Source organism: Amycolatopsis sp. BJA-103 (genome assembly GCF_002849735.1).
Classification (GTDB): domain Bacteria; phylum Actinomycetota; class Actinomycetes; order Mycobacteriales; family Pseudonocardiaceae; genus Amycolatopsis.
In genome coordinates, this window is the sequence record NZ_CP017780.1 from 4,250,307 (window position 1) to 4,262,656 (window position 12,350).

Here is a 12,350-nt window from a genome sequence, read left to right on the forward strand (position 1 = left end):
CGGAAACCGCCCGAGGCCCCCTTCGCCGCCCGGCGAAGGGGGCCTTCGGCGTCTGCGCGTGGGTTACGCTTTCCGGGTGACCGGACAGCGTGACCCAGGCCCGCGCCTGCGCGACCTCGCCATGCTGCGACGCGTCCGCGACCGGATCGATCGCGACTACGCGCAGCCTCTGGACGTCGAGGCGCTGGCGCGCGGCGTGCACGTCTCCGCCGGGCATCTGAGCCGGGAGTTCCGGGCCGCGTACGGCGAATCGCCCTACAGCTACCTGATGACCCGCCGGATCGAGCGCGCGATGATGCTGCTGCGGCGCGGGGACATGTCGGTCACCGAGGTCTGTTTCGACGTCGGTTTCTCGTCGCTGGGCACGTTCAGCACCCGGTTCTCCGAACTGGTCGGCATCTCGCCGAGCGTCTATCGCAAGCAGGCGGTGGAAGAAGGCCGCGGCATGCCCGGCTGCGTCGTCAAGCAGGTCATGCGGCCGATCAGGAATAGAGAAGCGGCTTCCCCGCGTCCCGACCTACCTTGACTCGCATGACCCTCTCGATTCACTCGTCCTTCCTCCCCGCCGACGATCTCGAGGCCTCGCTTTCCTTCTATCGCGACGTCTTGGGCTTCGAAGTGCGTGACGAAAGCCCGCTGCGGGTGACCGTCGGAGCGCCGGGCAGGCCGGGGACGTCGATCGTGCTCCGGTGCCCGGCGGCCGATCCGGAGATCACCGGCGAGGAACGCGCCGTGATCGCCGAACTGATGGCCAAGGGCAGCTACGCGACCATCGTGCTCGCCACGCGGGACCTGACGGAGACGTTCGACCGGATCCAGGCGACCGGCGCGGACGTCGTCCAGGAGCCGCTCGACCAGCCCTGGGGCGTCCGCGACTGCGCTTTCCGCGACCCGGCCGGCACCCTGGTGCGTATCGAACAGAGGTAGCCGGGCCTCGGTGCGCGCGCACCGGGGCTCTCGGGTGATGATGAGCGGCGTGGAGATCGCGGTAGAACTCGTGGCACTGGTGGTGGCCGTCCTCCTGGTCACCGCCGCGGCGCGGAAACTCGACTGGTCGGCGCCCCTGTGCCTGATCGCGGTCGGGGTCGTCGCCTCGTACGTCCCCGGCGTCCCGGAGTACGAACTGGACCCGGAGGTCGTCCTGCTGGGGCTGCTGCCCCCGTTGCTGTACGCGACCGCGATCCGCACCTCGCTGATCGACTTCCGCCGCAACCGCGGGCCGATCCTGCTGTTGTCGGTGGGTCTCGTCATCTTCACCACGGTCGCGGTCGGCGTCGTGGCGTGGCTGGTGATCCCCGGCCTGCCGCTCGCCGCCGGGCTCGCGATCGGCGCGGTGGTCGCCCCGCCCGACGCGGTCGCGGCCACCGCCGTCGCCCGCAAGGTCGGGATGCCGCGCAAGCTGACCCGGCTGCTGGAGGGCGAGAGTCTCTTCAACGACGCGGCCGCGCTGGTCGCGTTGCGGACGGCCATCGCGGCCATCGCCGGTTCGGTCAGCCTGCTGCAGGTGGGCGGGGACTTCCTGCTCGCCGCGGGCGGCGGTCTGGTGATCGGGTTCGCCGTCGGCGCGCTCGCCGCGATGATCCGCACTCGGCTCGAGGATCCGGTCAGCGACACCGCGCTTTCGCTGGTGGTCCCGTTCGTCGCCTATCTGGCCGCCGAGGCGATCCACGGTTCCGGGGTGATCGCCGTGGTCGTCGCGGGCCTGATCCTGGGGCACAAGGCGCCCAGCATGCTTTCGGGCCGCTCCCGGCTGGCGAGCAGGCTGAACTGGCAGACCATCCAGTTCCTGCTCGAGAACATCGTCTTCCTGCTGATCGGGCTGCAGGTCCGCCGGATCATGACCGAGGTCGGCGACAGCGGGCTGAGCGCGCTCCAGCTCGTCCTGATCTGCTTCGCCACCCTCGCCGCGACGATCCTCACCCGTGTCGTCTGGATGATCGGCATCGGCCTGGCGCGACGGGTGTTCCGCCGTCACGCCTGGCCTTGGCGGTACTCGACGGTGATCGCCTGGGCGGGGATGCGCGGGGTCGTCACGCTCGCGGCGGCGTTCGTGCTGCCGGCGGACACCCCGCAACGGGCCGTGCTGGTCCTGGTCGCGTTCGTCGTGGTGGCGGGAACCCTGCTGCTGCACGGCACGACGCTTCCGGTCCTGGTCCGGCGCCTGAAACTGCCCCCTCCCGATCCCGCCGAGGACGCGTTGCAGGAGGCCGCCGTCATCAACGACATGACGCGGGCGGCACTCCAGGAGCTGGAGAAGATCCGGACCCCCGAGGATCCGGACGACATCGTCGAGCGGCTGCGCAGCAGGCTCCAGCACCGCTCCGACTCGGCGTGGGAAGAGCTCGGCAGGCAGAGCGCGCTGACCGAAACGCCGAGCGACGCCTATCGCCGCCTGCGGTTGAGACTGCTCGAAGTCGAGCGGGAGAAGTTCCTGGAGGCGCGCGACTCGGGGATGGCCGATGATGATGTCCTGCGCCGGATCCTCGAACGCCTCGACATCGAGGAATCCATGTTGGACAGGGAGGAGGAGACCGTGCCGGACTCCGATCGGGAACTGCGCACCCCCGCCGCGACGGCGGGATCCTGCAAGCATCTGACGAAGGAATGGCCCGCTGTCGAACCCAGCTCGCCCGACGTGTGCGCGGTCTGCGTCGAGAACGGGATGACCTGGGTCCACCTCCGCGAATGCGTCAAATGCGGGAACGTCGCCTGCTGCGACTCCTCACCGGGCAAACACGCGACCGAGCACTTCCACGACTCCCTGCATCCGGTCATGCGCAGCCACGAGCCCGGCGAGACCTGGCGCTGGTGTTTCGTCGACAAACAGCTGGGCTAGCTCGGTATCGTCGGCGTACATGAGCACCCCAGAGCAGGAGATCGAATACCGCCAGCACCGGTTCTCTCCCCCGCCGGGATCGACCGAGATCTTCCTCGTCCGCCACGGTGAGTCGGCCCCGGCGAAGGGCGACTCGCCGTTCGACCTGGTCGACGGGCAAGCCGATCCGGACCTCGCGCCGGAGGGCAGGGACCACGCCGAACGGGTCGGGCGCCGTCTGGCGGACGAGCGGATCTCCGCGCTGTACGTGACGACGCTGCGCCGGACCTCGCAGACCGCGGCGCCGCTGGCGGCGAAGCTCGGGCTCGCGCCGGAGGTCGAAGCCGACCTGCGGGAGATCCACCTCGGCGACTGGGAGAACGGGCTCTTCCGCCGCTACACCCACGAAGGCCACCCGATCGTCGAGAAGCTGTGGCGGGAACAGCGCTGGGACGTCATCCCCGGCGCGGAGACGATGGAGGCGTTCGGCGGCAGGCTCAGGGCCGCCATCGGCAGGCTCGCCGCGGCCAACCCGGACCGGAGGATCGCCGTGTTCACCCACGGCGGTGTCATCGGTGAGGTTTTCGCGCAGGCCAGTGCCGCGAAGAACCGGTTCGCGTTCCTCGGGGCGGACAACGGCTCGATCTCACACCTGGTGGTGTCGGGCGACAACTGGATGGTGCGGCGGTTCAACGACACTTCGCATCTTCAGTCGCCTTTCGGCTGATCCGGCCCGCCGCGACCAGGCGCTCAGGACGTGCAGGTCACCGGCACGCCCGCAGCGGGGGCGGCGCGTTCGCTGACGACCTCGCCGTCGACGAGGATCCGGCACCGCAACGCGCCGCTGCCCGTGCCCTGCGCGGAGAGACTGTAGAACTCGTCGCGGCCTTCCTGGCCCACGCGCTCGAAGGTGGTGCTCCACGGCGCGGTCACTTCGGTCTTCTGCATGAGCTCGGAGCCCTGCGCGACGTACGTGACGTTCTGGGCGCCCTTCGCACCGGAAAGCTCGTAGACGACCGAGTGCGTCACGGTGCGCACGGCGGCCGCGGCCTGTTCGACCTGCGGCGCGGGCGGGTTCTGCACCGGCTTGGACGCCTTCGGCAGCACATAACTGGTCAGGGTGACGGCGACGGCCATCACGCCCAGCACGACCACGACGGACCCGAGCGGCTTCAGCCTGCCCGGGGCACCCTGTCCCGGCGCCGATGCCGGAGGGGTCGCGATGGGAACACCCATGGAGAGGTCTTCTCTCGTCCGAGCGCACTTCCAACGAGTGCGTCGTCTACTTCTCGCTCCAAGGTGACTCCGCGTTAGCCGTTATCGGGAAGAAACCCGATATTCACCCTTTTGGGTGCCTTGAAGACAGCGGAGTACCTGGTCATCGGACGATCGGCGTAAACACGGTGAGCCGGATAGCTCACTTTGAGTGATATGCCTGGCTCGATTCCTGTCGTACCCCCGGGGCATCATGGCAACCGTGTACCGGGAGACGACGGCACCCGCCGGGCTGGGCGGCGTGGTGCGCTGCCTGTGGGAAGACGCGGGCCGGGCGCCGAAGCGGATCGTGCCCGACGGCTGCGTCGACCTGGTCGCGAGCGGGGGCGAGGTCTTCGTCGCCGGACCGGACACCACGGCCTGGACCTGGGACACGCCGTCCGGCGTCCGGGCGCGCGGAGTGCGGTTCGCGCCGGGCAGGGCGGGCGACGTCCTGGGGCTGGGCGCCGACGAGCTGCGTGATCAGCGCGTCCCCCTCGGCGACCTCTGGGGCAAGGAAGGCGCACTGCTCACCGAGCGCGTGCTCTGCGGTGCCGCCTCACTCACCGACCTCGTCGCGGAACACCGGACCGGACGAGGCGACCGGGAGATCGCGGAGCTGATCGCCAGGCTCGACGGCGGCGTCTCGCGGGTTTCCGTCGCGCTGCAGACGTTCACCACCGGGGAACGGCAGCTGCGGCGGCGGTTCACCCTCGCGGTCGGCTACGGCCCGGCGACGTATCTGCGTGTCACGCGGTTCCAGCGCGCCATCGGACTCGCCGGGACGGCGCCGGATCTCGCCTCGCTGGCGTTCTCGGCGGGCTACGCCGATCAAGCCCACCTGAGCCGGGATTGCCGCGAGTTCGCCGGGGTTCAGGCGAGGGAGTTCTTCCGCGCCAAAAAGTGAGCTATGTCCACTGTAGACTTATAAAGCGCGCGATAGTGCGGATAGAACTCGTCGTAGACCTCGGCGTCCGCGCCAGGGCGGACGACCTCGGCGACCGGGTTCCAGGCTTCGACATCCGGTTCCCGGCCCAGGGCGACGGACGCGAGGACGGCGTTGCCGAACGCGGCACCGATGGTCTCCGCCGGGATCTCCTGGTCGATCCGCGCGACGTCGCTGACGATCCGCGTCCACACACCGCCCCGCGTCCCGCCTCCGACGGCGACGAACCGCCGCGTGCCGCCACCGGCTTCCCGCATGGCTTCGAGGTTGTGCCGCACTCCGTACGCCGTGCCCTCCAGCGCCGCGCGGTAGAGATCGGCGCGGCCGTGGGAAGTGGTGAGCCCGGCGATGATGCCGCGTGCGTCCGGATCCGGTATCGGTGTCCGTTCTCCGGCGAAGTACGGCAGCATCAGCAATCCTCGGCTGCCGGCCGGGACCTCGCCCGCCGCGGCGGCCAGTTCCCCGAACTCGCCGCCGGTGAGTTCGCGCAGCCAGTCGGTGATCGCGCCGGACGTGGCCATGCCCGCCGCGAGTGAGTAGGTGCCGGGGAACACGCCGCGGGTCGTCCACAACCCCTGGCCGGGGCGGGGATCGGCGAGCACCTGGAGCAGGAACATCGTGGTGCCGTACATCAGCATCGTGTCCCCGGGCAAGGTGACCCCGGCACCCGTCGCCTCGGCCCAGGCGTCGATCGTGCCCGCCGTCACCGGGATCCCTTGCGGCAGGCCGGTTTCCGCGGCCGCCTCGGCGGTGACCGAACCGACCACCTCGGTCGGCCACGCGAGCCTGGGCAGCTCGATGCCCGGCGCGATCGCGGCGACCCGGTCCGGTGCCCACCTGGCCTCGCGCAGGTCGTACATCGGATCGCACTGGCTCGCGGAATGATGGTCGAGGACGTACTCACCGGTCAGCCGCAGCACGAGGAACGAACTCGCCATCAGGAACAGCTTCGCGCTTTCGAACACGTCCGGTTCGTTCTTGGCCAGCCAGCGCCATTTCGGCCCGACGGCTTGCGAGCCGAGCGCGCTGCCACCGCGTTCCACAATGGATTCTTCACCGAATTCCCGGTTCAGCTCACGGATTTCGTCATGAGCGCGGGTGTCCACGCCGTAAAGGATCGCCGGGCGCAAAGGTTTTCCGGAAGCGTCCGCCGGGAGGAGCACCGGCCCGATCCCGCTGACCGAGACTCCGATGATGGGATGATCCCCGGCTCCTGCCGAGAGTTCCCTGGCCAGGACGAGAAAATCCTGCCACCACACGGTTTCGGCGTCGTGTTCGAACCAGCCGGGACGAGGCCGGGAGGTGTCGTGCCGCCGGAATGCTCGTGCCAGCACGGTTCCCCGGGAATCGACGAGGACACCTTTGGAACTCGAGGTGCCGATGTCGATGCCGAGCACCAGGCCCGGGTCCCCCACGGCACCTCCGGAGTCCCAGCGCGAACTTTCAAGCGCGAGTAGCGCGATCAGCGGATGGTAACGATTGTCGGTCAAGCTATTCTTCCCGTGCGAAGGTGTCAAGACACCTGCAGAAGGGGAGGTCACGGTGGCCACCATCAACGACGTGGCGGCGAAGGCCGGGGTTTCGACGGCGACCGTGTCGAGAACGCTCAACGGGAAGTCCACTGTGGACCCGATACTCGCGGCGCGGGTACAGGCCGCCGCCGCGGAGTTGGGATATCACCCGAACGGGCTCGCGAGGAACCTGCGCCGTCAGGAAACCGCGGTGCTCGCGCTCATCATCTCCGACGTGGAGAACCCGTTCTTCACCGCGATCGCCCGCGGCGTGGAGGACATCGCGCAGACGGCGGGCTATTCGGTGGTGCTGTGCAACGCCGACGACAACGAGGAGAAGGAGCGGCGCTACATCGACGTCGCCCTCCAGGAACGGGTCGCCGGCGTGGTGCTCTCCCCCACCGGCCGGGCCACCAACGTCGACAGGCTGACCCAGCGCGGCACGCCCGTGGTCGCCGTCGACCGGCCGCTGCTGGAGAACACCGGCGACCAGGTGCTCGTCGACACGCGGCTCGCCGCCCGCGACGCGACACGCCACCTGATCGACGGCGGCTACCGGCGGGTCGCCTGTGTCAGCGGGCCGCCCGGGGTGCGCACGGCCGAAGACCGACTGGCCGGGTACACCGACGCCGTCGGCGTGGAGAACGCGCTCACGCGGCGTGCCGAGTTCCGCGCCGAGGGCGGCAGGCTCGCCGCGCTCAGCCTGCTCGACGAGCCGGAGCCGCCGGACGCGCTGCTGGTCGGCAACAGCACGATGGCGATCGGCGTCCTGGAAGCGCTGGCCTCGCGCGGTCTGCGGTCGGGACAAGACGTGGGGATCGTGTCCTTCGACGACGCGCCGTGGACGACACTGATCGATCCGCCGCTGACGGTGGTCGCCCAGCCCGCGAACGAGGTGGGCAAGGTCGCCGCCGAGCTGCTGCTCGCCCGGATCGGCGACAGCACGCGCAAGGCCACGACGACCACGCTGCAGGCGAAGCTGATCGTGCGCCGGAGTTCACGGCGCAGCTGACCCTGGAGAAGCCTGAGATCCCGGATGAACGACGTGCCTGGGCGACCGGTTCGCGCCGGCCGCCCAGGAACGCCCCACCCCCTTGTTCCCCCAAGCCGGCCCCATACCAGCCGGGTTCTCCGAAGCGGTGGGAAGAAATCGATTACCTTTCGGAAGGTAAGTTCCCCCCTACGACCTGTCAAGCCGGGATCCCTGGACAAGGTCGCCCGATCCGGGCACACTGTTCCGATATTGCCTACTGCGCGTGTGTGATCCCGTGCGCTCTGTGTTCGTTTCTGGTGAATTCCCCCACGAAACCGAGATGAGACCGCACGAACCCGCACAGACGCGTTACCCTAGGCGCTATGTCCATTGCGCTCGAGAACGTTCTCGCCAAGGCGGGCCTGAAGGTCGACGCCAACGAGTTCCTGAACCTCGTCGAGGACGCGGCGCGGAGGCTTTCCCCGCCGAACCCCGATCCATCGCATTACTTCTCGGCGGATCAACGTGCCGCGCTCACCGACGTCGGCCTGGACATCTCCCCCCGCAGCGAGGACGAACCGGACTTCCGTGCCCGCACGGTCGCCGCGCACGCCGTACTCGCCGATTCGGCACTGAGCGTGCTGGAAGCGGCGAAAGCACTGGGCGTGGACGACAGCCGCATCCGCCACCGCTTGAAGGAGGGCAGGCTCACCGGCTGGAAGGACCAGGGCTGGCGGCTGCCCGCCTGGCAGTTCACCGGCTCCGGGGTGCTGCCCGGCCTGGAGGTCGTGCTGCGCGCCGTCCCCGAGGACCAGCCCGCGCTCGTCGTCGCCGCGTTCATGAGCACCCCGCAGTCCGATCTGGTGATCAACGAACACCCCGCCACCCCGCGCCAATGGCTGCTCTCCGGCGGCGACCCCGACCATGTCGCGAGGCTGGTGGCCACTCTCGGTTCCCCGTTCTGAGGTTTTGCCCGACGACGGAAAATTTCAGTCGGGGGCAGGCCGTAGGCTGACCCCACCGAGCAAGATCACCCGACAAGGACGGACGACTCCCGAGGTATGGCCCGGCTCCCCCTGCCGCCCGCACGCTCTGTCCTGGTCAAGGAGCTGCACCGCACCAATGACGTGGTGACGGTGCATCCCGGCACCAGGCTGGTCAGGATCTTCACCGCGCACGGCAACCACCCCCAGCAGTGGAATTCGTTCCGCTACAGCGGCCCGCTCCCCCATGGCCGCTTCGACCCGCAGACCCCAGGTCGTGGCGGGCGCCCGGTCACCGACCCCGGGAACGGTGTCCTGTACTTCGGCCTCACCGTGCGCACCAGCATCGCGGAGGTCTTCCAGACCACGTCGACGGTCGACCGTAAATCCCGCGGCCCGCGCCTCGTCGTCGTCCGGCCGACCCGCACGCTGCGGCTGCTCGACCTCGCCGGCCTGTGGCCGACCCGGGTCGGCGCCTCGCAGGAGATCTCGAGCGGGCCGAAGAAGATCACCCAGGCTTGGGCTCGCGCCATCCGCGCGGCCTTCGGCGACCTCGACGGCGTCTGGTACCGGTCGTCCATGGACTCCGGCGGGCCCGCGCTCGCGCTGTGGGACCCCCCGGCGGGGAACTCGCTGCCGGTCGCGCCGGACGTGCTGCTCCCGCTGGACCACCCGGGGCTCGACGTCCCGCTGGGCCGGGTGTGCGAAGAGCTGAACTACACGCTGTTGAGCTGACAGCGATCAACGCTATGAAGGGGACTTTCATCGCAAATTTTGCAATGAAAGTCCCCTTCATAGCATTCGGTGACCCGAAGATCAGAGGTGACGGGCCCACCACTGCAGCACGGCGTCGAACCGCTGCACCCGGTGCCGCGGCTGACCCGAGCGCGTGAGTTCGTGCCCCTCGCCCGGGAACAGCAGGAACTCGGCAGGGGCCCCGGCGCGCCGCAGCGCCACGTACATCCGCTGCGCCTGCTCCAGCGGGCACCGCCAGTCCTGCTCGGAGTGCGCGACCATGAACGGGATGTCGATCTTTTCCGCGTAGGTCAGCGGGCTGCGCTTGCGCTGTTCTTCGACATCGTCGCCGATGTAGCCGCCGGCGAAGAACCAGCCGATGTCCGAGCTGCCGACGAACGAGTCGTGGGCGTTGACGGCGCGCTCGCTCCACGCCGCCCGGAACCGGCCGCCGTGGTGCGCGGCGAGCCAGCTGGTCATGAAGCCGCCGTACGAACCACCCATCACACCGACGCGATCACTGTCCAAATTGGACATTTTGAGCGCTTCGTCCAGCAGTGTCAGCAGATCTTGCGCGTCCACGGTGCCGAAGCCGCGGACGATGCTGCGACCGTGGCTCTCGCCGTAGCCCGCGGAACCGCGCGGGTTCCCCAGGACGACGGCGTACCCCGCCGCGGCGAGCACCTGCGCCTCGTCGAAGACCTTCCATTCGTACGGCGCGAACGGGCCACCGTGGATCATCAGGACGACAGGATGCGGTCCGTCGCCCTCGGGCCGGACGATCCAGCCGTGCACCGGATAGCCGTCGGACCCGGTCGCGTCCAGTTCTTCCAGCGGCCGGATCCCGATGTCCCGCAACGTCTTCGAGTAGTCCGTGAGCACACGGGGTTCCTCGTCCGACAGGAGCACGACGTCGCCGGAACTCTCGGGCGTCCCGATCACCGCGGCGATCCGCGCGCCGTCGACGGCGAACGACTTCACCGCGGCCAACTCGCCAGCCAGGTACCGCAACGACTTCAGCTCGGCCAGTTCGGCGTCGAGCGGAACGGCGCGCAACTCGGCGGCGCCGCGGGTGCGGACCACGACGAGCACCTCGTCGCCGAGGACGGCGGGCGGGCCGGCCGCGTTGTCGCAGTCCACCGTTTCGACGTCGGTCAGCCGGCGCGCGGACGACGGCTCGTCACCGGAAGGCCACGGCGCGTGCCAGAGCCCGGTGTTGCGGGCGATCTCCTCCATGCCGGGGAATTCGGTGCCGTAGAACAGGATCGCACCGTCCGGAGTGGACACCGGGCTGGCCGCGCTGCCCGGGGTCCTGACCAGCAGCCGGGGCTCGCCACCTCCGGCGGGCACGGCGTAGACGTCCGAGCGGACGGTGTCTTCGACCGCCCAGTCACGGGGCGCGACGACGAGGACGAACTCACCGTCGACCGTCCAGGAGGGATGCTCGACGTCGGCGCGGTCGTCGGTCAGCGGCGTGAGGTCTGCGGGCGCGGCCTCGTCCAGCGCGGCGACGGCGTCCACGACGAACAGACGTTGTGGACGGTCGTTGAGGAAACCGACGTCGTCGACCCGGTAGAAGAGGTTCGTGATGTGCCGCGGCGCTTCTTCGGCGGGCTCCGGGGTTTCGCCGTCGGCGTTCTCCGTGCCGTAGCGGCCCGGCTCGGGCACGCGGGCGACGAAGGCGATCCGGCGGGAATCGGGTGCCCAGACCGGGGTGCCCGCGCCGAGGGGCAGGTCGGTGATCCGCTTCGCGTCACCGCCGGTCGCCGCGATCACGTGCACCTGCGGCTTGGCCTCGCGCCCGGAGCCATCCCCCGCCCGGAGGAAGGCGACCCACCGGCCGTCCGGGGAGATGACGGGGGCGGAGTCCTTGGTCCCGTGGGTCCAGGGCCCTTCCCCGCCACCGCGCGGATCGACCCTGCGCAGGCCACCGCGGTAGCTGTTCGTCTTCAGATCAGGCCTGCTCACCGCGGTGAGCAGCAGGTCGCCGCGCAGCGCGGGGATGCCGGGGACCGTCAGGGCTTCGATGTCAACGGGACGCACAGCCCCGACGGTACCCGATCCTTAGCAGCTCTAACTACTGATTGAAGACTCCCGCTCAGCGGCTTCCAGCTTCTTCGCTTTCGACAGGCTGGCCACCGTCGTCACGGTCAGGACCACGACGATGACACCCAGGGAGACCCAGTTGTTGATGTCCAGCCAGTCCGGCACGACGTGGTACTCGTGCAGCGCGTGCAGGAACAGCTTGGCGCCGATGAAGGCGAGGATCACCGCGAGGCCGTAAGACAGGTACACCAGCTTGGTGACCAGGCCACCGAGCAGGAAGTACAGCTGGCGCAGGCCCATCAGCGCGAACGCGTTGGCGGTGAAGACCAGGAAGGCCTCCTGCGTGATACCGAAGATCGCCGGGATCGAGTCGACGGCGAACAGCAGGTCCGCGCTGCCGATCGCGACGATCACCAGGAACATCGGGGTGATCCAGCGCTTGCCGTCCTTCTTCACGAACGACTTGTGGCCGTGCCACTCGTTGGTGACCGGGAAGAGCTTGCGCACCCAGCGGGTGAGCGCGTTCTCTTCGTATTCCTCGTCCTCGTCCTTGTTGCGGACCATGCTGACCGCGGTCCAGATGAGGACGGCGCCGAAGAGGAAGAAGACCCAGACGAACTGCGCGATCAGCGCGGCGCCCACGGCGATGAACACGCTGCGCATGGCGAGCGCGAGCAGGATGCCGATCAGCAGCACGCGGTGCTGGTGGATCGCGGGCACCTTGAACGACGTCATGATGATCATGAAGATGAACAGGTTGTCGACGCTCAGCGAGTACTCGGTGATGTACCCGGTGAAGAACTCGACGCCGGGGTCGTGTCCCCCGAAGATCCAGACACCGATGCCGAAAGCGACGGCCACGGCGACGTAGAAGATGACCCACCGCGCGGCTTCGCCGGTGGTGACCTCGTGCGGCTTGCGATCGACGATGACCAGGTCGAGTGCGATCAGCGCGAGCAGACCACCGACCGTGGCGATCCATAGCCACAGGGGAACAGACATGTAACCAACCCTCCGGATAGTGCACAGCAGCAACTAACCGGAGGTCTCTTCCGCCGGTACGAGACCGGCCGACGGTGCCGGGGGC

Annotated in this window: 12 protein-coding genes; 8 read left to right on the forward strand and 4 right to left on the reverse strand. The window is 69.1% G+C overall.

The window, feature by feature from the left end; genetic code table 11:
* The first annotated feature begins 58 nt into the window (after window positions 1-58).
* The 4 genes from BKN51_RS18340 to BKN51_RS18355 are packed head-to-tail and all read left to right on the forward strand — an operon-like array spanning window position 59 to window position 3,542.
* Window positions 59-526, forward strand: a complete 468-nt coding sequence (locus BKN51_RS18340; RefSeq protein ID WP_174720426.1) for a helix-turn-helix transcriptional regulator — start codon at window positions 59-61, stop codon at window positions 524-526.
* Window positions 527-531: 5 nt separating this feature from the next.
* Entirely contained in the window at window positions 532-927 is a 396-nt protein-coding gene (locus BKN51_RS18345; protein WP_101608807.1) for a VOC family protein, read from the forward strand.
* A gap of 40 nt (window positions 928-967) precedes the next feature.
* Entirely contained in the window at window positions 968-2,836 is a 1,869-nt protein-coding gene (locus BKN51_RS18350) for a Na+/H+ antiporter (RefSeq protein ID WP_174720551.1), read from the forward strand.
* Window positions 2,837-2,855: 19 nt separating this feature from the next.
* Complete coding sequence (locus BKN51_RS18355) at window positions 2,856-3,542, forward strand: histidine phosphatase family protein (RefSeq protein ID WP_101608808.1); 687 nt, start codon at window positions 2,856-2,858, stop codon at window positions 3,540-3,542.
* 23 nt (window positions 3,543-3,565) lie between these two features.
* Here the strand turns inward: BKN51_RS18355 and BKN51_RS18360 are convergent, their stop codons facing one another.
* Window positions 3,566-4,051: an MmpS family transport accessory protein gene (locus BKN51_RS18360; protein ID WP_101608809.1), complete on the reverse strand. Its 486-nt coding sequence runs from the start codon at window positions 4,049-4,051 to the stop codon at window positions 3,566-3,568.
* 232 nt (window positions 4,052-4,283) lie between these two features.
* Here BKN51_RS18360 and BKN51_RS18365 point away from each other — a divergent pair, with 232 nt between their 5' ends.
* On the forward strand, window positions 4,284-4,976 hold the full coding sequence (locus BKN51_RS18365) for a helix-turn-helix domain-containing protein (RefSeq protein ID WP_101608810.1): 693 nt from the start codon (window positions 4,284-4,286) through the stop codon (window positions 4,974-4,976).
* Here the strand turns inward: BKN51_RS18365 and BKN51_RS18370 are convergent.
* The gene (locus tag BKN51_RS18370; RefSeq protein WP_101613299.1) at window positions 4,943-6,430 is read right to left on the reverse strand and encodes an FGGY-family carbohydrate kinase; all 1,488 of its coding nucleotides are present in this window, start codon (window positions 6,428-6,430) and stop codon (window positions 4,943-4,945) included. The genes BKN51_RS18365 and BKN51_RS18370 overlap by 34 nt on opposite strands.
* 127 nt (window positions 6,431-6,557) lie before the next feature.
* Between BKN51_RS18370 and BKN51_RS18375 the strand changes: the two genes are divergently transcribed.
* From BKN51_RS18375 to BKN51_RS18385, 3 genes are all read left to right on the forward strand, one after another.
* Window positions 6,558-7,538 (forward strand): LacI family DNA-binding transcriptional regulator, encoded by a 981-nt coding sequence (locus BKN51_RS18375; RefSeq protein ID WP_101608811.1) that lies wholly within the window; start codon window positions 6,558-6,560, stop codon window positions 7,536-7,538.
* Window positions 7,539-7,882: 344 nt separating this feature from the next.
* Window positions 7,883-8,464, forward strand: a complete 582-nt coding sequence (locus tag BKN51_RS18380) for a DNA-binding protein (protein ID WP_101608812.1) — start codon at window positions 7,883-7,885, stop codon at window positions 8,462-8,464.
* A gap of 96 nt (window positions 8,465-8,560) precedes the next feature.
* Window positions 8,561-9,217 (forward strand): RES family NAD+ phosphorylase, encoded by a 657-nt coding sequence (locus tag BKN51_RS18385; RefSeq protein ID WP_007028108.1) that lies wholly within the window; start codon window positions 8,561-8,563, stop codon window positions 9,215-9,217.
* A gap of 81 nt (window positions 9,218-9,298) precedes the next feature.
* Here BKN51_RS18385 and BKN51_RS18390 read toward each other — a convergent pair whose 3' ends face one another.
* Window positions 9,299-11,260: a S9 family peptidase gene (locus BKN51_RS18390; RefSeq protein ID WP_101608813.1), complete on the reverse strand. Its 1,962-nt coding sequence runs from the start codon at window positions 11,258-11,260 to the stop codon at window positions 9,299-9,301.
* 30 nt (window positions 11,261-11,290) lie between these two features.
* Window positions 11,291-12,265 (reverse strand): TerC family protein, encoded by a 975-nt coding sequence (locus tag BKN51_RS18395; protein WP_101608814.1) that lies wholly within the window; start codon window positions 12,263-12,265, stop codon window positions 11,291-11,293.
* Between the last annotated feature and the right edge of the window lie 85 nt (window positions 12,266-12,350).